Origin of the sequence: Pseudoclavibacter sp. AY1H1 (assembly GCF_002931055.1) — a bacterium.
Lineage (GTDB): Bacteria > Actinomycetota > Actinomycetes > Actinomycetales > Microbacteriaceae > Pseudoclavibacter.
Genome location: NZ_PSXX01000001.1, coordinates 339427 through 358799 on the forward strand (window position 1 = coordinate 339427; position 19373 = coordinate 358799).

General features: G+C 67.7%; 33 protein-coding genes. 26 read left to right on the forward strand and 7 right to left on the reverse strand.

Features of this window, described 5'->3' with window-relative positions:
• Window positions 1-2 precede the first annotated feature (2 nt).
• Window positions 3-1361 (forward strand): formimidoylglutamate deiminase, encoded by a 1359-nt coding sequence (locus tag C5E05_RS01570; protein ID WP_104340905.1) that lies wholly within the window; start codon window positions 3-5, stop codon window positions 1359-1361.
• A complete protein-coding gene (gene hutI, locus C5E05_RS01575; protein WP_104340906.1) occupies window positions 1358-2515 on the forward strand; it encodes an imidazolonepropionase in 1158 nt (385 codons plus the stop codon). The genes C5E05_RS01570 and hutI overlap by 4 nt, the downstream gene beginning before the upstream one ends.
• 32 nt (window positions 2516-2547) lie before the next feature.
• On the opposite strand, the gene C5E05_RS01580 is transcribed toward hutI, so the two are convergent.
• Window positions 2548-2826: a hypothetical protein gene (locus C5E05_RS01580; RefSeq protein ID WP_104241425.1), complete on the reverse strand. Its 279-nt coding sequence runs from the start codon at window positions 2824-2826 to the stop codon at window positions 2548-2550.
• 41 nt (window positions 2827-2867) lie between these two features.
• Window positions 2868-3443, reverse strand: a complete 576-nt coding sequence (def, locus tag C5E05_RS01585; RefSeq protein WP_104241424.1) for a peptide deformylase — start codon at window positions 3441-3443, stop codon at window positions 2868-2870.
• A 65-nt stretch (window positions 3444-3508) separates the two neighbouring features.
• On the opposite strand from def, the gene C5E05_RS01590 reads away from it, so the two are divergent.
• Window positions 3509-4612 (forward strand): DMT family transporter, encoded by a 1104-nt coding sequence (locus tag C5E05_RS01590; RefSeq protein WP_104340907.1) that lies wholly within the window; start codon window positions 3509-3511, stop codon window positions 4610-4612.
• Between the two features lie 119 nt (window positions 4613-4731).
• Window positions 4732-5985 (forward strand): glycosyltransferase, encoded by a 1254-nt coding sequence (locus C5E05_RS01595; protein WP_258063130.1) that lies wholly within the window; start codon window positions 4732-4734, stop codon window positions 5983-5985.
• Between the two features lie 37 nt (window positions 5986-6022).
• On the opposite strand, the gene map is transcribed toward C5E05_RS01595, so the two are convergent.
• Window positions 6023-6823 carry a type I methionyl aminopeptidase gene (map, locus tag C5E05_RS01600; RefSeq protein WP_104340908.1) on the reverse strand — a complete coding sequence of 267 codons (801 nt, stop codon included), beginning with the start codon at window positions 6821-6823 and terminating at the stop codon, window positions 6023-6025.
• Between the two features lie 76 nt (window positions 6824-6899).
• On the opposite strand from map, the gene C5E05_RS01605 reads away from it, so the two are divergent.
• Window positions 6900-7196: a helix-turn-helix domain-containing protein gene (locus C5E05_RS01605; protein ID WP_104340909.1), complete on the forward strand. Its 297-nt coding sequence runs from the start codon at window positions 6900-6902 to the stop codon at window positions 7194-7196.
• A gap of 6 nt (window positions 7197-7202) precedes the next feature.
• On the opposite strand, the gene C5E05_RS01610 is transcribed toward C5E05_RS01605, so the two are convergent.
• From C5E05_RS01610 to C5E05_RS01625, 4 genes are all read right to left on the reverse strand, one after another.
• On the reverse strand, window positions 7203-7547 hold the full coding sequence (locus C5E05_RS01610) for a thiamine-binding protein (RefSeq protein ID WP_104298809.1): 345 nt from the start codon (window positions 7545-7547) through the stop codon (window positions 7203-7205).
• A gap of 187 nt (window positions 7548-7734) precedes the next feature.
• Window positions 7735-8871, reverse strand: coding sequence for a site-specific integrase (locus tag C5E05_RS01615; RefSeq protein ID WP_104340910.1), 1137 nt, complete (start codon window positions 8869-8871; stop codon window positions 7735-7737).
• 12 nt (window positions 8872-8883) lie between these two features.
• Entirely contained in the window at window positions 8884-9276 is a 393-nt protein-coding gene (locus C5E05_RS01620) for an ImmA/IrrE family metallo-endopeptidase (protein ID WP_181059295.1), read from the reverse strand.
• A gap of 31 nt (window positions 9277-9307) precedes the next feature.
• Window positions 9308-9739, reverse strand: coding sequence for a helix-turn-helix transcriptional regulator (locus C5E05_RS01625; RefSeq protein WP_104340912.1), 432 nt, complete (start codon window positions 9737-9739; stop codon window positions 9308-9310).
• Between the two features lie 77 nt (window positions 9740-9816).
• Between C5E05_RS01625 and C5E05_RS01630 the strand changes: the two genes are divergently transcribed.
• From C5E05_RS01630 to C5E05_RS01725, 21 genes are all read left to right on the forward strand, one after another.
• Window positions 9817-10056, forward strand: coding sequence for a helix-turn-helix transcriptional regulator (locus C5E05_RS01630; RefSeq protein ID WP_104340913.1), 240 nt, complete (start codon window positions 9817-9819; stop codon window positions 10054-10056).
• Window positions 10057-10058: 2 nt separating this feature from the next.
• Complete coding sequence (locus tag C5E05_RS01635) at window positions 10059-10262, forward strand: AlpA family transcriptional regulator (protein WP_104340914.1); 204 nt, start codon at window positions 10059-10061, stop codon at window positions 10260-10262.
• 53 nt (window positions 10263-10315) lie between these two features.
• Entirely contained in the window at window positions 10316-11119 is an 804-nt protein-coding gene (locus tag C5E05_RS01640; protein WP_181059297.1) for a BRO family protein, read from the forward strand.
• The gene (locus C5E05_RS01645) at window positions 11116-11472 is read left to right on the forward strand and encodes a hypothetical protein (RefSeq protein WP_104340916.1); all 357 of its coding nucleotides are present in this window, start codon (window positions 11116-11118) and stop codon (window positions 11470-11472) included. Before C5E05_RS01640 ends, C5E05_RS01645 begins: the two co-directional genes overlap by 4 nt.
• A complete protein-coding gene (locus C5E05_RS01650; protein ID WP_104340917.1) occupies window positions 11469-11660 on the forward strand; it encodes a hypothetical protein in 192 nt (63 codons plus the stop codon). The genes C5E05_RS01645 and C5E05_RS01650 overlap by 4 nt, the downstream gene beginning before the upstream one ends.
• Complete coding sequence (locus tag C5E05_RS01655; RefSeq protein ID WP_104340918.1) at window positions 11657-12064, forward strand: hypothetical protein; 408 nt, start codon at window positions 11657-11659, stop codon at window positions 12062-12064. The genes C5E05_RS01650 and C5E05_RS01655 overlap by 4 nt, the downstream gene beginning before the upstream one ends.
• A complete protein-coding gene (locus tag C5E05_RS01660; protein WP_104340919.1) occupies window positions 12048-13025 on the forward strand; it encodes a hypothetical protein in 978 nt (325 codons plus the stop codon). The genes C5E05_RS01655 and C5E05_RS01660 overlap by 17 nt, the downstream gene beginning before the upstream one ends.
• Window positions 13022-13729, forward strand: a complete 708-nt coding sequence (locus C5E05_RS01665; RefSeq protein ID WP_104340920.1) for a hypothetical protein — start codon at window positions 13022-13024, stop codon at window positions 13727-13729. The genes C5E05_RS01660 and C5E05_RS01665 overlap by 4 nt, the downstream gene beginning before the upstream one ends.
• Complete coding sequence (locus C5E05_RS01670; protein WP_104340921.1) at window positions 13726-14178, forward strand: hypothetical protein; 453 nt, start codon at window positions 13726-13728, stop codon at window positions 14176-14178. Before C5E05_RS01665 ends, C5E05_RS01670 begins: the two co-directional genes overlap by 4 nt.
• Window positions 14175-14633 (forward strand): hypothetical protein, encoded by a 459-nt coding sequence (locus tag C5E05_RS01675; protein WP_104340922.1) that lies wholly within the window; start codon window positions 14175-14177, stop codon window positions 14631-14633. Before C5E05_RS01670 ends, C5E05_RS01675 begins: the two co-directional genes overlap by 4 nt.
• Window positions 14633-15031, forward strand: coding sequence for a hypothetical protein (locus C5E05_RS01680; RefSeq protein WP_104340923.1), 399 nt, complete (start codon window positions 14633-14635; stop codon window positions 15029-15031). The genes C5E05_RS01675 and C5E05_RS01680 overlap by 1 nt, the downstream gene beginning before the upstream one ends.
• Window positions 15028-15426 carry a hypothetical protein gene (locus tag C5E05_RS01685; RefSeq protein ID WP_104340924.1) on the forward strand — a complete coding sequence of 133 codons (399 nt, stop codon included), beginning with the start codon at window positions 15028-15030 and terminating at the stop codon, window positions 15424-15426. The genes C5E05_RS01680 and C5E05_RS01685 overlap by 4 nt, the downstream gene beginning before the upstream one ends.
• A gap of 143 nt (window positions 15427-15569) precedes the next feature.
• Window positions 15570-15746, forward strand: coding sequence for a hypothetical protein (locus C5E05_RS19995; RefSeq protein ID WP_181059299.1), 177 nt, complete (start codon window positions 15570-15572; stop codon window positions 15744-15746).
• Between the two features lie 354 nt (window positions 15747-16100).
• The gene (locus C5E05_RS01690; RefSeq protein WP_104340925.1) at window positions 16101-16769 is read left to right on the forward strand and encodes a hypothetical protein; all 669 of its coding nucleotides are present in this window, start codon (window positions 16101-16103) and stop codon (window positions 16767-16769) included.
• Window positions 16735-17037 (forward strand): hypothetical protein, encoded by a 303-nt coding sequence (locus tag C5E05_RS01695; RefSeq protein WP_146080993.1) that lies wholly within the window; start codon window positions 16735-16737, stop codon window positions 17035-17037. The genes C5E05_RS01690 and C5E05_RS01695 overlap by 35 nt, the downstream gene beginning before the upstream one ends.
• A complete protein-coding gene (locus C5E05_RS01700) occupies window positions 17037-17549 on the forward strand; it encodes a single-stranded DNA-binding protein (protein WP_104340927.1) in 513 nt (170 codons plus the stop codon). The genes C5E05_RS01695 and C5E05_RS01700 overlap by 1 nt, the downstream gene beginning before the upstream one ends.
• A 211-nt stretch (window positions 17550-17760) precedes the next feature.
• The gene (locus C5E05_RS01705) at window positions 17761-18174 is read left to right on the forward strand and encodes a hypothetical protein (RefSeq protein ID WP_104340928.1); all 414 of its coding nucleotides are present in this window, start codon (window positions 17761-17763) and stop codon (window positions 18172-18174) included.
• On the forward strand, window positions 18171-18467 hold the full coding sequence (locus C5E05_RS01710) for a hypothetical protein (protein WP_104340929.1): 297 nt from the start codon (window positions 18171-18173) through the stop codon (window positions 18465-18467). The genes C5E05_RS01705 and C5E05_RS01710 overlap by 4 nt, the downstream gene beginning before the upstream one ends.
• Window positions 18464-18844 (forward strand): hypothetical protein, encoded by a 381-nt coding sequence (locus tag C5E05_RS01715; protein WP_104340930.1) that lies wholly within the window; start codon window positions 18464-18466, stop codon window positions 18842-18844. The genes C5E05_RS01710 and C5E05_RS01715 overlap by 4 nt, the downstream gene beginning before the upstream one ends.
• The gene (locus tag C5E05_RS01720; RefSeq protein ID WP_104340931.1) at window positions 18837-19118 is read left to right on the forward strand and encodes a hypothetical protein; all 282 of its coding nucleotides are present in this window, start codon (window positions 18837-18839) and stop codon (window positions 19116-19118) included. The genes C5E05_RS01715 and C5E05_RS01720 overlap by 8 nt, the downstream gene beginning before the upstream one ends.
• A complete protein-coding gene (locus tag C5E05_RS01725) occupies window positions 19108-19329 on the forward strand; it encodes a hypothetical protein (RefSeq protein WP_104340932.1) in 222 nt (73 codons plus the stop codon). The genes C5E05_RS01720 and C5E05_RS01725 overlap by 11 nt, the downstream gene beginning before the upstream one ends.
• The last annotated feature ends 44 nt before the right edge of the window (window positions 19330-19373 follow it).

The window sequence follows — 19373 nt, forward strand, 5'->3', positions numbered from 1 at the left end:
CCATGAGCGTGGAGTGGGTCTGGATCGAGACCCTCGTCCGCGGCGATGTGGTCCTGCGCGCTATCAGGCTCCGCTGCGAATCGGGGGAGGTCGTCGAAGAGCAGCTCGGGGTGCCCGCCGCGGAAGGCGACCTGGTCCTCGGCACCGTCTTCCCCGCCTTCGGCAACGCGCACTCGCACGTCTTCCACCGCCTGCTCCGCGGGCGAACGCACGCAGACGGCGGGAACTTCTGGTCCTGGCGGGACAAGATGTACGCCATCGCGGGCCGGCTCACGCCCGAATCGCTGGAGCGGGTCGCCACGGCCTGCTACACCGAGATGGTGGCGAGCGGATGGGGAGCCGTTGGCGAGTTCCACTACGTCCACCATCAGCCCGACGGCACGCCCTACCCCGACCACGACATGGAGCTGGCTCTCGCGCGTGCCGCCGAGACCGCTGGCATCCGCTTGACCCTGCTCGACACGTGCTACCTCGCCGGCTCGATAGGAACGGGGCTCTCAGCGCAGCAGCGTCGGTTCGGAGATGGCCACGCAGCGCGGTGGATCGCGCGGTGGTTCTCACTCCGGGAACGGCTCAGGGCCGATCATCCCCAGGTTGTGCTCGGCGCTGCCCTCCACTCCGTGCGGGCTGTGCCGACGGCCGCGATCGCAGAGATCACCCGCGCTCTCTCGGACGACGTTCCCCTGCACGTCCACCTGTCAGAGCAGGTCGCGGAGAACGAGCAGAGCCTGGCAGCCCACGGGCGCACGCCCACCGAGCTGCTCGCCGACGCCGGAGCGCTCACCCGCCGCCTGAGCGTCGTCCACGCGACGCACCTGAGCGAGCACGACATCGCGCTCCTCGGCGCAGCTGGCGTGCACGCGGTCTTCTGCCCGACCACGGAAGCCGATCTCGGCGACGGCATCGGCCCGGGCACGGAGCTCGCCGCCGCCGGCGCGCGGCTGGCGGTCGGCTCGGACCAGAACGCGGTTGTCGACCCCCTCCTCGAACTGCGCGGCCTCGAGGCCGGCGAACGGCTCCGCTCGCAGACGAGGGGACGGTTCTCGCCCGGTGAGCTCACCGAGATCGGCACGACGGCCGGGTACGCGTCGCTCGGCTTCGCCCCGCCTGCGACGCTTGGCGGGCCGTTCGACCTCGTCGAGGTCGACGCCGCCTCCGTGCGGACCGCGGGCTCGCACCCCGCACAGCTCGTGCTCACGGGAACGTCGAGCGACGTGCTCCGCACGGTGGTCGCGGGCCGGGTCGTCTGTGACCGCGAGAGTGACTCGGCGCGGATGGCGCGGGCGGCCGCCGAGCTCGCCGTGCTCTCGGCGGACCCATCATCCAGCGCCGACGGAATCTCAGCAGGGAGCAGCACATGAGCGCGACGGTCTTCAGGAACATCGGCGAGCTCACGACCAACGGAGACCTCGGGGTGCTGCACGACGCGGCGCTTGTGCTCGACGGCCAGCGGGTGGTGTGGGTCGGCGCGGACGTGGATGCGCCAGCGGCCGACAGCAGCTTCGACGTGGGCGGCCGAGCCGTGCTGCCTGGGTGGGTCGATTCCCACACCCACCTCGCCTTCGCGGGGGACCGGTCGACGGAGTTCGCGGCGCGGATGGCGGGGGAGACGTACACGGCGGGCGGCATCAAGGTCTCCGTCGAACGCACGCGCGCAGCGAGCGGTGACGAGCTGCGCTCGCTCATGGCCGAGCGCATCCGCACCGCCAACGTCAACGGCACCACGTGGCTCGAGACCAAGACGGGATACGGCCTCGATGTCGAGACCGAGGAGCGCTCCGCGCGCCTTGCGGCGGAGTTCGGTCAGGACGTGACGTTCCTCGGTGCGCACGTCGTGCCGGACGGCTGGGACGCAGACGACTACGTGGCCCTCGTGAAGGGCCCTATGCTGCAGGCGGTTCGTCCGTACGTGGCCTGGATGGATGTGTTCTGCGAACGAGGCGCTTTCGACGAGGCGCAGTCGAGGGCGGTACTGCAGGCCGGCCTCGACTCCGGTCTCGGACTGCGGGTCCACGGCAATCAGCTCGGTCCCGGCCCCGGGGCGAGGCTGGCGGTGGAGCTGGGGGCGGCGAGCGTCGACCACTGCAATTTCCTGGACGACGAGGACATCGATCGGCTCGCCGCGTCGAGCACCGTGGCCACGCTGCTTCCCGCCTGCGACCTGTCGACTCGCCAGCCGTTCCCGCCGGCTCGGAGCCTCATCGATGCCGGGGCGACGGTTGCGCTGGCGAGCAACTGCAACCCGGGAACCTCGTACACGACGTCCATGGCCTTCTGCGTCGCCACGGCGGTGCTGCAGATGCATCTGAGCGTCGAAGAGGCGGTCTGGTCGGCCACGATGGGCGGTGCCGTCGCGCTGCGTCGGCACGAGGGGGAGCTGCCGATCGGAGGGCTCATGCCCGGCTTCCGTGCAGACCTCCAGGTGCTCGACGCCCCCTCGGTCACGCACCTGGCCTACAGACCGGGGATGCAGCTGACGCAGGCGGTCTGGCAGGCGGGCATCCGTCTCGTCTGAGCTGCGCCGCTCCGCACGATGGGGCACAGGGCTCACTCCCATCGGAGCACCAGCCGCCAGCCGTCCGGGTCTCTGCGCAGGTCGTAGAGGCACGCGTCTGCGTCGTGCCCGTCGCGACTCGCGCTGACCCGCCAGAACTCGGTGTCGAGGCGCGACGGGTCGCCCTCGCCGGCCCACCAACGCTGCTGCACCCGCCGGTAGAACGACTGCGGCAGGCCATGCACGATGTAGGCGAAGCGCTCCCACCAGAAGACGGATGGGAGCTCGTCGACGAGTTCGACCTCGATGGGGTCGTCAAGCGCTGTGGTCATGTCGGAACCCTCGCAGGAGCCACCGACAATGACCGGGCGGTTCAGCCCTCGAGGTCGTCCACGCCTGGCAGCCAGCTCTTCCCCGGCCCGCCCCAGCTGCGCTTGCGCATGACCTTGAACGCATCCTTGTACCAGGGATGCTCGAGGCGGTCGGCGTAGATGATGCCGTTGAGGTGGTCGTACTCGTGCTGCAGGATGCGCGCGAACCAGCCCTCTGCCTCGATCTCGTACTGCGAGCCGTCCAGGTCGGAGGCGCGCAGCAGCGCGCGCTCGGACCTGCGGAGGGGGTAGCGCTCGCCCGGGAACGAGAGGCACCCCTCCGATTCGAGCTCGTCGTCCAGCTCGAGCAGGGACTCGGGCTCGGCCGGCGTCACGTACAACTCGGGGTTGATGGCCACGCCACGGCGCATCGTGCCATCCGCCTCCTCGTAGGAGTAGACGAAGAGGCGCTTGCCGACGCCGACCTGGGGGCCCGCGAGGCCGACACCGGGGGCCGCATCCATGGTCTCGAACATGTCCGCGACGAGCTGGCGGATCTCATCGGTGATCTCGTCGACCGGGGCTGCGGCTTCGTGGAGGACTGGCTCGCCGTAGATGCGAATTGGGAGAGTTGTCATCCCATCAGCGTATCTTCGCGGCAACATCCCTTCACGACGCGCGCCGCACAATAGGATTGCCCATCATGACCATCGCACCCCTCAGTGATCTGGCAGTGCTTCCGGGGCTCTCCCCGGTCCAGATGATCGGCATTCCCCTCGCGCTCGTCGGCGCGGTCTTCATGTCGCTGGGCGCCATGTACCAGCACCGCGGTGTCAGCAAGGTCGAGGCGGCGAGCGGCACGAGTGGTGCTGCCGGGCTCAACCTGAAGCATCTCCTGGCGCTGCTGAGTCGACCCTCCTGGGTCGTCGGCACCGTGATGCTCGGTCTCGCAGTGGTCTTGCAACTCGCTTCGTTCGTCTTCTCGCCGATCATCGTGGTGCAGCCGCTCGGAGTCGTCTCCCTGCTGCTCACGACGCTCCTGACCGCCCGTGCGATCCGCCAGCGGCTCCCGAACGTGAAGATCTTCGCGGTGGCGCTGTGCATCATCGGCGTCGGCGCATTTGTCACCGTGGCGGCGCTCTTCGCGAAGGAGGGGGCGATCTCCGATGAGCAGGTCTCGACGGTGCTCGTCCTCCTCGCGATCGTCGTGGTCGTCTTCGGCACGGCGTTCTTCCTGCTCCGCAAGCGCTTCAAGGCCCTCATCTACGTGCTGGGCGCCGGCATCATCTACGGCTTCGTCGCGACGCTGGCCAAGATCACGATCAACCGCATCCAGCACGACAACTTCGAGTGGCTCACCTTCATCTGCCTCGTCGCGCTGCTCGTCGCGACGGGCGTCGGCGGCTACTTCGTCCAGAACGCCTACGCCTCGGGACCGCCGGACATGGTCATCGCCGGACTCACGGTCATCGACCCGATCATCGCCGTGGCCATCGCCATCGCCGTGCTTGGCGAGGCGAGCGCTGCACCGTGGTACGCCTTCGTGATGTTCATCGTCTCTGGTGCCATCGCCGTGACGGGCGTCTTCGTGCTTGAGCGGGGCCAGACCGAGGATGAGGTCGAGGCGGTGCGCCGGAGCGCAGTGGACGGGCGCGGTGCACTCGATCTCGAGGGTCGCCGCCACGACGCCGAGGGCCGAGCTGCGGGCACGCCGTCCGACGATGCGGACCGAGTCGAGCAGCGAATCGAGGCGCCGGGCCGCAGCGCCGCCTCGAAGCACGGGCCCGCCCGCACCATCGACCAATAGCAGAGCTTCAGCGTGTGCTGCGGCTCCGCCTCAGCGCTCGGCCAGTACCATGACGTGAGATTCCGCGAGCGACGACCACCACCTGTCGCGAGCCCAGACGAGATCGAGGTCACCACCCCGTGCCGAATGAAGGTCGTTCACCAAGCAGCACCGCCGTCGCAGCAGATGGCGAGCGGCCGCTCAAGATCCTGATCGCGGGGGACACCTTCACGCCCAACGTCAACGGTGCCGCCAAGTTCACGGAGCACCTCGCCTCCGGAATGGCCGCGCGAGGGCACGACGTGCACGTCATGGTCCCTGCCGCCAGCAGGCGTCACGGAACGTGGACCGAGCAGTACGACGGTCAGAACATCACCGCCCACCGTCTCCGTTCGCACCGCTGGTGGGCACACGACTGGCTGCGTTACGCGCCGCCGTGGCACATCCGTGCAGAGTCGCAGCGTGTTGTCGACGAGGTGCGCCCCGACGTCGTGCACTTCCAGTCGGCTGTGATCATCGGCCGCGGTGTCGCGATCGAGGCTGAGAAGCGCGGCATCCGGATCATCGGCACGAATCACCTCATGATCGAGAACCTCGTCGATCATTCGCTCCTGCCGCAGGCTCTGCGCGGGCTTGCCGCGAGCATCTGGTGGAAGGATGCGCGTTCCACGCTCGGACGTGCGACGGCCATCACGACGCCGACACGTCGCGCCGCTGACTTCCTCGAGGCCAACGGCGGCATCTCCGATGTGCTCGCGATCTCGTGCGGCATCCGAACCTCCGACTACACCTTCGACTTCTCACCGCGTGAGGCGAAGCGCATCCTCTTCGTCGGTCGCGTGACCGGCGAGAAGAAGATCGATGTGCTGCTGCGTGCCCTCACGCTGCTCCCTGGCGACGTGCACCTCGACATCGTGGGAGGCGGCGACCAGAAGAAGAACCTGCAGTCGCTCGCGAAGCAGCTCGGGCTCGCCGACCGGGTGAGATTCCACGGCTACTTGAGCGACAAGGAGCTTCGCCGCATGTACACGCGCGCCTCCGTGTTCGCGATGCCATCGATCGCCGAGCTGCAGTCGATCGCGACGATGGAGGCGATGGCCTCCGGGCTGCCGGTCGTCGCGGCCGACGCGATGGCGCTGCCTCACCTGGTGCACGACGGCGAGAACGGCTTCCTGTTCGAGCCCAACAACAAGCGGGACCTCGCGGAGAAGCTCTCGAAAGTGCTCTCCCTCTCCTCCTCCGAGCGGGAAGAGCTGGGTCGCGCCGGACTCGACCTCGTGCGCATGCACGACATCGACCGCACGCTCGAGCTCTTCGAGCGCCTCTATCGGGGAGCCTCGGTCAAGGACGTCGCCCGCGACTCCGTCAACGAGCAGGATCACTCGCTCGACTGACCCGCGGGCGACGGCGCTCCGCCGATGCCCGCCTGCCTCACGCCGTTTCCGGCGCGGGGGCCTCTTGCTTCGCGGGCAGGGTCAGGATGCGCGCCCCGTTCGCCGTGATCGCGATGGTGTGCTCGGTGTGCGCGGTGCGGCATCCTGTCGCGCTGCGAAGCGTCCAGCCATCGTCGTCGGTGACGAGCGAGCGAGTGTCGGCCATGACCCAGGGTTCGATCGCGAGCAGCATTCCTGCGCGGAGGCGAACGCCGCGGCCGGGGCGGCCGTCGTTCGCGACGTGCGGGTCCTGGTGCATCGTCGAGCCGATTCCGTGCCCGCCGAACTCCATGTTGATCGCGTAGCCCGCGCTCGTGAGCACCGAGCCGATCGCGTGCGAGATGTCGCCCATGCGGGCATCGGGTCTCGCGACGGCGATGGCGGCCTCGAGTGCGCGCTCGGTCGTCTCGATGAGGGCTTCATCGCGAGGGTCGCGGGTGGGCCCGACGATGAAGCTGATCGCGGCATCCGCGGCGATGCCCTCGGTGATGATCGCGAGGTCGAGCGTCAGGAGGTCGCCGTCTGCGAGGCGGTAGTGGTACGGCTTGCCGTGGAGGACCGCATCGTTCACCGCGGTGCAGATGTAGTGGCCGAATGGGCCACGCCCGAAGGACGGCTCATAGTCGACGTAGCAGGAGGTGGCGCCTGCGTCGTGGATCATCGCCTTGGCCCAGCTGTCGATCTCGAGCAGGTCGGTGCCGACTCGGACGCGAGCCTTCAGGTCCTGCAGGATCGTGCCGACGAGTCGGCCCGTTCGTGCGGCGCGCTCGACTTCAGCCTCGTTGAGGATCTCGATCATCGGGGGACGTCCTTCCGGAGGTGCTGACTATGCCAATAAGTATCCCGGTAAAGATATATCGGATTAGTATTGGGTCATGGTCAGACTCCCGCTCAGCCCCGATGAGATCGAACGAGGGGAACGCCTTGGTCGGTTCCTCCGACGATCACGAGGCGACCGCGCCATGCTGCGCGTGGCGCTCGACGCGGGCGTATCGCCCGAGACGCTGAGGAAGATCGAGTCAGGGCGAGTCGCGACGCCTGCGTTCTCCACGATCGCCGCGATAGCCGGTGTGCTCGGCGTCTCGCTGGACGACGTCTGGGCTCAGATCAACGCGCCGGATGCCGAGGGCGACGCACCGGACGCCGGGGTGCAGATCCGCGCGGCCGGCTGACGGCTCCTAGCTCGACTGTGCGGAACGCGCTTCGAGTGCGGATTCCAGACGCTCGACCTTGCCGTCGAGCTCGCCGCTGTGGCCCGGGCGGATGTCGGCCTTCAGGACCAACGAGACGCGGCTCCCGAACTGCCCGACGGCCTCGGTTGCGGCCTTGACGACGGCGAACACCTCGTCCCACTCGCCCTCGATGGTCGTGAACATCGAATCGGTGCGGTTCGGGAGGCCGGAGGCGCGCACGACGGCGACCGCCGCTGCGACCGCGTTGTGCAATGACGCGTCGCCCTCTCCCGGGGAAGGGGCGTCTGGACTCGGGGTACCGCTTGGTGCGACGGAGAAGGCAACGATCATGCTGACCATCGTGCCACGAGGGGGCCTCGAGGTGGCCTGCAATCGAGACCTGAGTAGGGCGGGTGGGACTCGAACCCCTTTTCGAGCCTGTCGAGATGCCCGCCATTCCGTCGACTTCGCCGGTATGGCGCGGATCTCGCCCCATTTCATTTCAGGGGCAGGCAGGGCGATTTAGGGGCGTTTAGGCTCAGCGTGTGGGCAAAATGTGGGCACGCGGGGGAGCGGTCAGCGCTGTCGAGCGCGCCTTGTCCAGCGCCGTCGCCACATCGTCGAGATCGTCCTCGAACAGGTCGGCGTAGGTGTCGAGCGTCATCGCGGCGGAGGCGTGGCCGAGCATCCGCTGGACGGCCTTCACATGCGCGCCGGACTGGACGGCGAGGGAAGCGGCTGTGTGCCGCAGGTCGTGCGGCGTGATCTTCGCGGGGAAGTCTTGGTCGACGGTGCGGCATCGGTCGCTCGCGGCGGCGAACCACGCGTGGTCGGTCGCCGGAGGCTTGATGTGGTCCACGCCGTTTCCGAAGACGAGCGCGTCGCGGCCTTTGCCCTCGCACTGCCGCGCGAGCATGTTCGCGAGGAACGCTGGGAAGGGGACCGAGCGGCGTTCGTGCGACTTGGGTGTGCCGGTGACGATCCGCGACCCGACGCGGACTGCGTTCTCCTCGACGTGGATGCGGCGCCGGAGCATGTCGAGATGCCGTACGCGGAGTCCGGTCATTTCCCCCCACCGCATGCCTGTGTAGGCGAGGGTGAGTACGATCGTGCCGTGCTCGGCGGTGCGCGCCGTCGCGGCGAGCGCTTCGACCTGGGCGTGGCTGAGGTAGGCGCGGGGCGCTCGAGTCTTGCGGGGGCGCTTGACTCCGGCCGCTGCGTTGGCGACGAGGAGCTTGTCCCGGACGGCGTCGTCGAGGATGCCGTAGAGCACGCCCCAGCAGCGGGCGATGGACGTGGGGCTCAGGCCGAACCCGTGGAGCTCCGAGATCCAGGCTTCGACGGCGCTCGAGCGTATGCGGCCGATTGACTCGTCGCCCCACTTCGGTTCGACGTGCACGCGCCAGGCTGAGTCTTCGGTGTGCCAGGTCGACGCCTTCAGTACGGCCTTGCGTCGCGCGAGGCGCTGGGTGCCGAGATCGCGCACGGTGGCTCGGCCGGCGATGTCGGAGACGAACTCGCCCCGGAGCTTTGAGACCTCGACGGTGTTGGCGAAGGCCTCGGCCTCCCGCTTCGTCTTGAACCCGCGGCGGTCGGTTTGCTTGCCGTCGGGCTTCCGGTAGCGCACGCGGTAGCGGTTACCGGATGCTGTTTCGTATCTCTGGATGGTCGCCATGCTGTTCTGCTCTCATGATGCTAGGTCGAGGCGCTCCTCGGCTGCGCCATAGTTTTCGGGGTCGCGGAGCCAAGCCCGGAGTATGTCGGGTGTGACGTCGAGTTCCGCGCACCACTTCTCGGGGTTGTGCGGGTAGTGGCGCGCGCAGGCCGCTACTGCTTCTGCGGTGAGGAGTGCGTTCGCTGCCCAGCGATCTGCTGCTGCTTCGTTCTTCGGGGAGTCGTCCTCATGTCTGAGGATCGCGTGCCCGAGCTCGTGGGCGAGGACTGACCGGACCTCCGCCCATGTCTGTCCTTCTCGGATGGCGATGCATCCGTGGTCTGGATACCACGTGCCGACGTCGTCCATGGTTCGACGCCAGTGCACGGGTATCCCGAGGCGTTCTGCGAGGTCGAAGAGAAACATGGGCCCATGCTCCACTTGACCACCGACATAACTAGTCCTGGTCGGGGTCAAGCTCTTCCTGCGAGGACTTCTTCTTCGCCACCTTGCGGCCCTTGTCGATCTCATCCCAATCGGGCTCCGCCTCCACGCGCGGGCGGAATGGGGTCACGTTGTTGTCGAATGCTTCCTCAACGCGCCTGTTCTCCATCACGTAGATGAAGCGCGCGGACGTCATGAGATCGTCCTCGACTGCCGCCTCCGCCTCGATCACGATCTCGCTGACGGTGGTCCCGAGGGCGACGGCGAGCGCATCCATCACGTCGATGTCCATGGGGCGCTTGCCGCGCAGCATCTTGGAGAGCTGTGACTGGGATACGCCGGTGGCTGCTGCGAGCTCTGACTGGGTCACGTCGTAGCGGGCTGCCCTCCCTCGGAGGATGCCGACGATCTCACGGGCCAATTCTGTGGGTGTGTATTCCTGCACGACTCAGATCATGCCAGATGTGGACCAATTATGCGAGCCCCTCCCCAAGTCATGCCATATGAACTACGCTAGTCCACATGAACTACGAATCTCCCAGCAGCAAGGCGGCTCGATCCGTACGGGCGCTGCTCGCCGAGAAGCGTGAGTCGATCGAGAGCTTGGCTGAGGCTACAGGGATCGCTCACTCAACGCTGAAGCGACGCCTGCTCACCATCTCCCCGTTCACCATCGACGAGCTTTCGGTGATCGCAGAGCACTTCGGTGTGCGCGTCCACGAGCTGCTCACTCCACCCTCCGAGCGGCTCGCGGCGGTCTAGTCATGACCACAGCAACCGCCGAGAAGTTCCTCACCACGGACGAGGCAGCAGCGCTGCTCAACCTGCGTCCCGGTCTCCTGCGGGAGTGGCACTACCTCGACAAGCAAGACGGCGGAAGCCGGGGGCCGAAGCCTAGAAAGTTCGGCCGCCTTGTCCGCTACCCGGTCAGCGCGATCGACGCATGGCTCGCAGCGCAAGACCACTAGACGAAAAGAGGCCCCGCAGCTGGAACTGCGAGGCCCACGGAAAGGACAACACCTTGTCGCAATCCATCGCCACCCAGACTACCGCCCTCATGCCGTTCTCGTACGGCTCGCACGCCGTGCGCACCGTGCTTATCGATGGCGAGCCGTGGTTCGTGCTCGCCGACCTCTGCACGGTCCTCGGTATCGAGTCGGTCGCTCGCGTCGCGTCTCGCCTCGACGAGGGTGTGCGCTCGAAGCACACCCTGGAAACGGCCGGTGGTCGCCAGGCCATGACGGTCGTCAACGAGGCGGGCATGTACGACGTCGTCATCCGGTCGGACAAGGCCGAAGCGATCGCATTCCGCCGCTGGATCACCAGTGAGGTGCTTCCCTCCATCCGGAAGACGGGCAGCTACGCGGTGAACCCGCCGAGCGGTGCTGAGCTCATGGCGCTCGCCGTGCTCGAGGCTCAGCGCACGATCGCGGCGAGCCATGCGCGGGTCGCCGAGCTCGAGGAGCGGGCTGCTGAGGACGAGCCGAAGGTCGCGTACGTGGACACGTTCGTCGCCGACGGGGATCTGCGCCTCATGCGGAACGTCGCGAAGTCGCTCGGGGTCAGTGAGAGCCAGCTGCGCGCGGAGCTCGTGAACCACGGGTGGGTCTACGTCGAGTCGTCGACTCGCTGGTCCGACTCTGAGCAGCGCAAGCTCCGCATCTTCCGTTACTCCGCCTACGCCGAGAAGCGTGACTACTTCGCCCCGGTTCCGAACCACGACGCCCCGCGATTCAAGGGCGAGCTGATGCACACGCTGAAGGTGACGCCGGCGGGCGCGCTCGCCATCGCCCGCGCGCTGAAGACGTGGGGAGTGGCCGCATGACGTACATCGACTCTCCGTGGCACGCCGCCGCGCAGCTCCTCGCCCTGATCTTCGTCGTCGTCCTCATGTCGGCGGCCCTGCACCGCATCAACGACCGCGCCACCCGGGCTCTCGCTCTGGCCGAGATGGCCCTCGGAAAGGACGAGCACGTGACCGACTCCTACGACCGCTGGTCCGATCAGCGACTCACCGACGAAACCGAGCAGGAGAACTGGCGGGCCGCCCGCATCGGGCAGGCCATCGAGATGACCCCGGACCTCTGGGAGGTGCCCGTGAGTCGCACGTTCTCCGTGCAGGGGCGAACGCGGGTCGAGGCGCTCGAGAACGCTGAGCCGTACCGGGAGGCCTCATGAAGCGGAAGCCCGTCCCGGAGATCTGCCTGTACTGCCGCGACCGCGTCGGCATCGAGCGGTGGATCGTCCCCGAGATCACGTACGACGACGAGGGCGAAGGCCCCGAGCACTTCAAGACCAAAGACAGCGCAGAGAAGCGCATCGAGCAGTGGTTGGAAGACCACGCAACCGAGTTGGAGCCAGCATGAGCGTGAAGATCGCGGGCGGTATGCCCGACGAAGAGAACTCCGGCGTCTACCTGCTGCAAGAGCAGCTGGTGAAGCGCCCACAGGACCGGCACGTCGTTGTCATGGTCATCGACTGCGGTTCGCAGACCGTCAAGTACGGCGAGAAGGGCCGTGAGATCACCCCCACGGCCAGAGCGCTGTTCGTCGAGCCTATCCGCGACGAGGAAGACGTCAACGACGTCGTCGCGGCACTCGGCCGAGCCAGGGCCACGCGCCTCGGACGGGACGAGCTGGACTTCGAGGAGTTCGGCGTCGGTGATCCCTTCGAGTCGCTCGCGCGCAACGTCATCGACAGCGCTCGCGACTTCGCAGCGGAGAACGAGAACACCAAGCCACAGGAGCAGGACGATGACAACGACAACTGAACTCAAGCCCGGCCGCATCGTCGTTGATGCGGATGCACCCCGCGAGGTGTGGATGGACGAGCGCGGCGTCGGCGTCACCGCGTCGGTCGCGAAGGAGATCGCGACCGGCGGGCGCTCCGTCTGGGAGAAGCAGCTCGACACGATGCTCAACGGGTCGACGTGGTTCGGGAACGCTGACACGGAGCGCGGTCACCGTGACGAGGACGACCTCATCGCGCACGCCGCGACCATCGACCCCACCATCGAGGCCAACTCGGCCCTGTGGGCGCACGCCGACTCGGACGACTACCGGGCCACCCCAGACGGTGTCGGCGACGACTCGGTCGCCGAGGTGAAGTCGCTGAAGGAAGGCGACGGCTTCGGCCCGATCCCCGCCGACCACTACGCGCAGATGCAGTGGCAGATGTTCGTACTCGGCAAGTCCCGAGCCCTGTACGTGCGCAAGCGCGACGACGGGCAGGGTGGCGTCGCTGACCTCGACCACAAGTGGGTCGACCGCGACGACGACTACATCGAGTTCCTGCGCGAGCGGGCGGACGCCTTCATCGCATGGCGTGACGCCGACTGCCCGGCATTCGACGACGTCGACGACGTGCTCGGCGACCTCATCCAGGAGGCACTCGAAGCGAAGCAGGGCCTCGCGGCGCCGCAGTCCCGCGACAAGAAGGCCGCCGCCGCGCTCAAGAAGGCGCTCGAGGCTCGTTCGCACTCCGAGTACGGGGTGACCATCACCCTCCCGCTCGGCGAGGTGAAGCTCACCGCCGCCTCCCGCGTCCTCACCCTCGACGAGGAAGCCATCCCCGACCATCTGAAGGCGAAGCGCCACGCGAAGCTCACCGCCGCGAAGACCGCCCGCGACCGCGCAGACGAGCTCGAGCAGGAGCTCGTCCGCGAGTACGGCGTCACCACCCTCGGCTCGTCGCAGTCGCTCCGCATCACCACCACGAGGAGCACGAAGTGAGCCAGCAGACAGCGGAGACGATCGCCGACATCGAACGCATCGTGCTCGCCTCAGGCCAGTGCGTCCGCACCGCCGAGGTCGAGTTCTCCCAGGATGGGGCGACGTGGTCGCCGGTGTTCGCGAAGACCGACGACAGCCCGGTGCCAGCGTTCATCCGAGCCTCCGCGCAGCGCGCCGGCACCACCGAGCCGACGGTCGTGTTCCTCTCATGGGAGGAGGCGATCCCCGCCGACGACGAATACCACGGCCTGTGGATGCGCCGCCCGATGGCGCTCGCCGGGGCTCGCGCTCGCCGCGACGTGTACCGTCGCGCGTTCCGCGACCTCGTCGACATCGTCCCGAACCCCGCCGAGGGCGACGACCCCGACATCGACCGTGCCGCGGCCCCTGCTGAGGAACCGGCGCCGCGCGACTGGGTCGCCGAGCTCACGAACGCTCAGACGCTCGACGAGCTCCGCGAGGTGCACCACGCGGCCAAGAAGGCCCGTGCGGTCAAGACGGCCGAGTTCAAGGCGTGGAAGGTCCGGAAGGCCGAACTCGAAGCGCCCCTCAAGGAAGCCGTGGAGCGAATCGTCGACACGATGCCCGGGCTCGAGAAGCCCGCTGAGCGTGGCTCAGTCGGTGTTGCCCTCGAAGCGGCCCTTGACGAGGCCCAGGCTCGTCGCGTCCCGACTCCCCTCGAGGCCATGCGGGGTCGGCGATGACCGGCTACGTGGACCCCGCGAACGGCGAGGTTGTGGAGTCTCCGATGGAGCTCGTCCCGCTGAACCTCGGCGACATGGACGAGAACCAGATCGCGGCGCTCATCCCCACGCCGCTGCAGGCCGCAGCGGCGTTGCAGAAGGCCCGCTCGGTGAACTCGCGCCTGCCGGGCAAGCTCGACGGCTACCGCAAGGCCTTGCAGGCGGCCGACCGTGAGCTGAAGCTCGCCGTCGCCCTCGAGGTGAAGGCGCTCCGCGAGGACCACCCGAAGGCGACCCTCTCGGAGCTGCGCGAGCTCGCGACCGCTGACGAGCGCGTGCAGCGGGCCTTGGACGCCCGCGACACGGCCTGGCTGCTCTTCGAGTACGCGAAGGACTGGGCGAAGGCCATCGCCGCCGACATCGAGCTGCTCCGCAGCATCAACGCTAACTTCCGGATGGAGCACCGATGAACGCCCTCGAGCAGGCAGAGAAGCGCGTCCGCGACGCCAAGCACGATCTCGACGCGAAGCAGCAGGCGTTCGCCGCGGCACGGGCTCGCTCGTCCGCGATCACCCCGGGTGGGCTCGACGAACCGCTCGACCATGGTGTGCTCTCCGGCACGTCCCGCCGCTCGAATGCTCGGGCGAACGCTCGCCGTGAGGCGGCCTACGACGCCGAGGCGTCCGCGGCCCGTGCGCTGACGCTCGCGAAGCAGGAGCTCGAGGCTGCGCAGTTCCGCGTCGAGCAGACACGCCTCACGGCGCCCGTCGAGTACACGCGGGAGCAGCTGGAAGCCGCCACCCACGTCCGCACGTGGCGCGGGTGGGAGCGCATCGTCCGCGTCAACCGCGCCTCGGTGAAGGTGTTCCGGGAGCCGGGCATGGACGACCTCGTCAAGGTCGACAAGATCCTCGAGGTGCGCTGATGGCCGCCATCTCGCAGGTCGACCGGCAGCAGATGTACGCCCGCGACGTCCACAGGTGCATCCGGTGCGGCGCCGAGCAGCTGCTCACATGCCAGCACCGCGCGGCGGTCGGCATGGGCGGATCCAAGGTTCAGCCGCGCGTCCTTGAGTGCGTCACGGCGTGCCTCGAGTGCAACATGCGCTTCGAGTCGGACCTGCAGGGCGAGGCGCTGCGCTTCGGGTGGAAGGTGCGCCGGTGGGCGGACGCCGCGGCTGTGCCGGTGTTCTACCCGCTCGAGGGCATCTGGTGCGTGCTCATCAACGACACGCGCCGACCAGTCACAGAGGCCGAGGCGGTCGCGATGATGCACGCCGTCTACGGCCAGGAGCAGTACGAGAAGTGGGGGTTGGCAGCATGAGCAAGAAGTTCGATCGAGTGGCGTCGGTGTACAAGCACGCAACGTCTTGGGACTTCTCGACGGCCAAGGAGGTCGCCGAGAGCGAAGACCAAGGGGTGAGCCTCGTCTTCGTGCGGGACTTGAACGAGACCGAGTTCGTCGCCGGAATCGCAGAGCACGACGACGAGGTCGCCGACGCGGCCATCCGCGCTCTTGTGCCGTCGGTTCCGTTCCCACCCGCGGGAACGACCGAGAACAGCGCAGACGCGGACTACTACCGCTCCGCAGCCGAGAGCATCCGCTTCCAAGCCAGCCGCGGGAACGCGTTCGCCGGGAGCAACGTCACCGAGACCGTCGCGAAGCTCTGCGACGCCGTCGCCGACTCGCTGACCGCTGCGGAGGTGCGCCGTGGCTAGGTTCTGGTCAAGGATGCGCGCGTCGATGGCCTCTCGGTTCGTGTGTGGCGTGTGCGGGTTGCAGGGCGCGTGGCGGTTCTGGCTGTTCTCGGCGTTGCTCGAGGGGCGCGGTCACGAGCGCAGGGTGCACCCGGGGGTGTTTCGTGGCTGACTCGATCGTCGAATGGGGCATCTCGGTCGACACCGTCGAGGGCGTGCGTGTGCTGCGTTGCTCGAGCGAGGAGCAGGCCCGGACCGCGTCGGGGCAGTACGAGGGTGTCGTGGTGTCCCGCGAGGTTGTGGCGACCGAGTGGGCCGAGTCTGTGGCGGTGGCGGCATGAGACTTCCCAAGTTCGCCATGACGTACGTCGCCTACTTCCCGGAGCACGGCGTCCTGAAGGTCGGCCGCGCGTGGATCTGGCAGCGCCTCAACGAGCTCGGTGATCTGGGCGCGCACATCATCGTGCTGCAGCGAGGCACTGACGCTTCGTGGGAGCGGGAAGCGCTGAAGGTGCTGGCCCGCTGCTTCCCGAAAGCGTTCGCCAACTACATGGACGCCGAGCCCGTCTTGGGGAAGGGCGGCAAGGGCCACACGGAGTGTTTCGCCGTCGAGGAGTACGACCTGCAGTTCGCGCTCGACAGGTGCATCGAGGGATTCGCGAGAGGGAACGAGACAGGTGAGAACGAAGCAACGAATGATCGACGCGAGCGACCTCGCGTCGCCGGAGTACGAGAGGGTGCCGGACGAGGCGAAGCCGACAGCGTTCGGCCTGTGGTTGCACCTGGACCCGCTGGGGCGGGGGCCGATGGACCCGGAGTGGATCGCGGAGCGCGTCTACCCGAGGCGCGACCGGACGGCGGCAGCCGACATGGTGCTCGATCACCTCGTGATGCTGATCGATGCGGGCTTCCTGGCTACCTACGAAGCGGGTGGCTTCGAGTGGTTGCAGCTCTCGCGGCCGTTGAAGGTCGACAAGCGGGGTGTGACGATCACGACTCCGGACCCGCCCGGGCAGTTTCCATGGACGTCCATGGCTGGGGGGAGAGAGGGCGCGAGGGAGCGGGCGAGAGCCGAGGTGCGGGCCGAGCGGGAGGCGAGCGCAGCGGGCTGGGATGCCGTGCAGAGGGACCGCAGACGCGAGGTGCGCCGCCCGGACAAGCCGTTGGCGCTCAGCGCCCCGCCTGCGTTCTGTCACGAGCACATGCCGGCAGGCTCCGGCGGTACCCCCTGCGGACCATGCAGAGACACCCGCATCGTTCGCGAGGACTGGCTGAGATCCGCCATCTACGAACAGAAACTCACGACCTTCTACGAGCAAGGGGAAGCAGATGACTGGCATGGCGCCGATCTCGGCACCTTCTGAGCGTCTCACCGTCCTGTACGAGGGTCCGGCGCTGGCTCAGCTCAAGAGGGCAGCTCTCCGTGACGGTGTGCCCGTCGAGGGGTTCGTGCACGGGGCGTTGAAGTCAGCGGTGCAGGGCAAGCCTCGTCCCGAAGTAGTCGTGATCTCGACGCAGCAGAGCAACGACATCGTCCGTCTCATCCGAGCGAACTTCGACAACACCACGATCGCTGACTGGGTGCACGTAGACGTGTCCACCGTCGAGGCGATCCGAAAGGAGCTCAGCTGATGGCTGGGGACACGATCATCACTGTCGTCGGGAATCTGACCGCCGACCCGGAGCTGCGCTACACGCAGAACGGCTTGGCGGTGGCGAACTTCACTGTCGCGTCGACGCCTCGCGTGTTCGACCGCCAGGCGAACGAGTGGAAGGACGGCGAGCCGCTGTTCATCCGGTGCTCGGTGTGGAGGGAGTTCGCGGAGCACGTCGCTTCGTCGCTCGTGAAGGGCTCTCGGGTCATCGTGCAGGGCCGCCTGAAGATGCGCCGCTACGAGACCGAGCAGGGCGAGAAGCGCACGTCGACGGAGCTTGAGGTCGAGGAGATCGGCCCATCGCTTCGGTACGCCACGGCGCAGCTCACGAGGACGAGCGGTCAGGGCAAGGGGCAGACCTCGGGCACGACGTCGAGAGGGCAGGGCGAGCAGCAGCGGGGCTGGTATCAGCCGGACCAGCAGCCGTCGGCCGGACCAGCGCAGTCCGAGCAACCCACGTTCAACGACTTCGACGAGCCCCCGTTCTGATGGGTACTCCGACGTGGGCGCCGGAACCGCAGGCGCGCGAAACGAAGCGGGGCGCGTGTGGTCGCCGCTGCTGCTGGCGAGGCCCGCACGGCTCGTGTCAGCCCATCGACCCGGCCACGTGCCGATGCCATGCGGCACCGCCGGAACCGACCGCGAGAGAGAAGCTGTCCGCCCTCATGGCGGAGGCAAAGCAACTACAGGAGCAAACAGCATGAACACGATTTCAGAACTTCAGGTCCGCATCGGCGAAGTCAACATCGCGAACGGGTGGCGGGAGCGCGTAGAGACGTTCCCGACGAGTCAGGCCCGCGCGCATGCGCAGATCACGCGGCTCGCGCTCATCACTACGGAGGTGTCGGAAGCAATCGAGGAGATCCGCGTCGGTCGCCGCCCGGACGAGACGCACTACTCGCACTCCAAGGACTCGGCCTACAACGAGCACGAGCGCTACAACCGTGACGGTTCGTCGCGGAAGCCGGAGGGGGTGCCGAGCGAGCTGGCTGACGTGGTCATTCGCGCACTCGATGCAGCAGACGCCTGGGGGATCGACCTCGAGGCGATGATCGCGGAGAAGCTCGAGTACAACGCTCAGCGCGGATTCCGCCACGGAGGGAAGACAGCATGAGCGAGTCGGTGCGGGCCACGGTGTACCTGCAGCTTGAGGCTGAGCTCCACCACTACTCGCCGAGGGTGCCGGAGGTTCAGTCGGACATCGTGGGCGCCAAGGTCGTGAACTCGACGCAGAGGCGCTCAGCGAAGCCGAAGTCGGGGACGGTCGAGGTGAAGATCCAGGTCGAGATCCCCAAGGCGGCGTTCCTGGCTCTGCGACCGGAGGCGATCGTCGTGATCCCGGACGGCATGACACTGGCCCACCCGATCGAGGTCGAGGCCATCGACCCGAACGAGGAGGAGTCGTGAGCCGCGGGCAGCTGGCGCGGACGCCGGAGAACTTCCCGCTCATGAACGATCGGGCGGGCCGCCGCCGCAAGCGCCGGGCGTGGCAGCTCCTCGCTCGCGAGGGCAACGGAGATCCGCTCGTCGGGTTCTGCACGCTCCTCGAGCAGCTCGTCGACACGGCGTTCGCCGTCTTCGAGAACTTCGTCGAGGTCATCGCCGGAGCCTTCACGTCCAAGAAGCGCGACGACTACGCGCTCGTTCCCGCCTCGCACGCACCGATGGCAGCCCCACCGATGCCGTTGCGGAACGACGCCCTGTGGAACACCTGCCCGCACGGGTACATCGCCGAGGCATGCACGGGTCCAGATGACGCACACGAAGGAGACGCCGATGACTGAATGCCAGCACTGCGGGCGCTTGCTCGGTCACGCGCAGACCTGCCCTGTGAGCGTCGCCAAGCTCGAGGAGGCCGCCAACGTCGCGGGTCTGAAAACGGTCCTCGAGACACGGACCGCGATAGCGGTCGAGGCGGCCATGCAGCAACAGGAGTGGCTCATCGGGCAACGCCGAGCGCTCATCGCCGCCGGATGGTCCGAGCAGGGCGCCGAGACCGCCATCCTCCTCACCATCCAGAACTCCGCCAACCAGAGAGGCGCTCACCATGCCAGTTGACAACATGCCGCACATCACGGCGGAGTCCGCGGATCGGACGCTGACGCTCGGGGAGCTGCGCGAGCTCGTCGAGGCGGCGGCCCTGTATCCACCGTCGACCATCGTTCGGGGTCAGATGATCCCGTTCTTCCTCCCGGATCTCGGGAACACGAAGGGTGGGCGGATCATGAAGCTCGCTCTCGACAAGCCAGAGGAGGCCCGTCGTGGCTAGGTGCGAGCAGGAGATGTGCCCGTTCTGGGCTGGCGATGGTGGGT

Coding starts and splice junctions, on each gene's coding strand:
- C5E05_RS01645 (WP_104340916.1), top strand. CDS start 11,116: ATGACGTACATCGACTCTCCGTGGCACGCCGCCGCGCAGCTCCTCGCC.
- C5E05_RS01580 (WP_104241425.1), bottom strand. CDS start 2,826: ATGACCACAGCGCTTGACGACCCCATCGAGGTCGAACTCGTCGACGAG.
- C5E05_RS01705 (WP_104340928.1), top strand. CDS start 17,761: ATGAACACGATTTCAGAACTTCAGGTCCGCATCGGCGAAGTCAACATC.
- C5E05_RS01720 (WP_104340931.1), top strand. CDS start 18,837: ATGACTGAATGCCAGCACTGCGGGCGCTTGCTCGGTCACGCGCAGACC.
- C5E05_RS01695 (WP_146080993.1), top strand. CDS start 16,735: ATGACTGGCATGGCGCCGATCTCGGCACCTTCTGAGCGTCTCACCGTC.
- C5E05_RS01590 (WP_104340907.1), top strand. CDS start 3,509: ATGACCATCGCACCCCTCAGTGATCTGGCAGTGCTTCCGGGGCTCTCC.
- C5E05_RS01620 (WP_181059295.1), bottom strand. CDS start 9,276: ATGTTTCTCTTCGACCTCGCAGAACGCCTCGGGATACCCGTGCACTGG.
- C5E05_RS01700 (WP_104340927.1), top strand. CDS start 17,037: ATGGCTGGGGACACGATCATCACTGTCGTCGGGAATCTGACCGCCGAC.
- C5E05_RS01685 (WP_104340924.1), top strand. CDS start 15,028: ATGAGCAAGAAGTTCGATCGAGTGGCGTCGGTGTACAAGCACGCAACG.
- C5E05_RS01650 (WP_104340917.1), top strand. CDS start 11,469: ATGAAGCGGAAGCCCGTCCCGGAGATCTGCCTGTACTGCCGCGACCGC.
- C5E05_RS01675 (WP_104340922.1), top strand. CDS start 14,175: ATGAACGCCCTCGAGCAGGCAGAGAAGCGCGTCCGCGACGCCAAGCAC.
- hutI (WP_104340906.1), top strand. CDS start 1,358: ATGAGCGCGACGGTCTTCAGGAACATCGGCGAGCTCACGACCAACGGA.
- C5E05_RS01670 (WP_104340921.1), top strand. CDS start 13,726: ATGACCGGCTACGTGGACCCCGCGAACGGCGAGGTTGTGGAGTCTCCG.
- C5E05_RS01680 (WP_104340923.1), top strand. CDS start 14,633: ATGGCCGCCATCTCGCAGGTCGACCGGCAGCAGATGTACGCCCGCGAC.
- C5E05_RS01630 (WP_104340913.1), top strand. CDS start 9,817: ATGAACTACGAATCTCCCAGCAGCAAGGCGGCTCGATCCGTACGGGCG.
- C5E05_RS01690 (WP_104340925.1), top strand. CDS start 16,101: ATGATCGACGCGAGCGACCTCGCGTCGCCGGAGTACGAGAGGGTGCCG.
- C5E05_RS01635 (WP_104340914.1), top strand. CDS start 10,059: ATGACCACAGCAACCGCCGAGAAGTTCCTCACCACGGACGAGGCAGCA.
- C5E05_RS01615 (WP_104340910.1), bottom strand. CDS start 8,871: ATGGCGACCATCCAGAGATACGAAACAGCATCCGGTAACCGCTACCGC.
- C5E05_RS01610 (WP_104298809.1), bottom strand. CDS start 7,547: ATGATCGTTGCCTTCTCCGTCGCACCAAGCGGTACCCCGAGTCCAGAC.
- map (WP_104340908.1), bottom strand. CDS start 6,823: ATGATCGAGATCCTCAACGAGGCTGAAGTCGAGCGCGCCGCACGAACG.
- C5E05_RS01710 (WP_104340929.1), top strand. CDS start 18,171: ATGAGCGAGTCGGTGCGGGCCACGGTGTACCTGCAGCTTGAGGCTGAG.
- C5E05_RS01655 (WP_104340918.1), top strand. CDS start 11,657: ATGAGCGTGAAGATCGCGGGCGGTATGCCCGACGAAGAGAACTCCGGC.
- C5E05_RS01570 (WP_104340905.1), top strand. CDS start 3: ATGAGCGTGGAGTGGGTCTGGATCGAGACCCTCGTCCGCGGCGATGTG.
- C5E05_RS01725 (WP_104340932.1), top strand. CDS start 19,108: ATGCCAGTTGACAACATGCCGCACATCACGGCGGAGTCCGCGGATCGG.
- def (WP_104241424.1), bottom strand. CDS start 3,443: ATGACAACTCTCCCAATTCGCATCTACGGCGAGCCAGTCCTCCACGAA.
- C5E05_RS01660 (WP_104340919.1), top strand. CDS start 12,048: ATGACAACGACAACTGAACTCAAGCCCGGCCGCATCGTCGTTGATGCG.
- C5E05_RS01605 (WP_104340909.1), top strand. CDS start 6,900: ATGGTCAGACTCCCGCTCAGCCCCGATGAGATCGAACGAGGGGAACGC.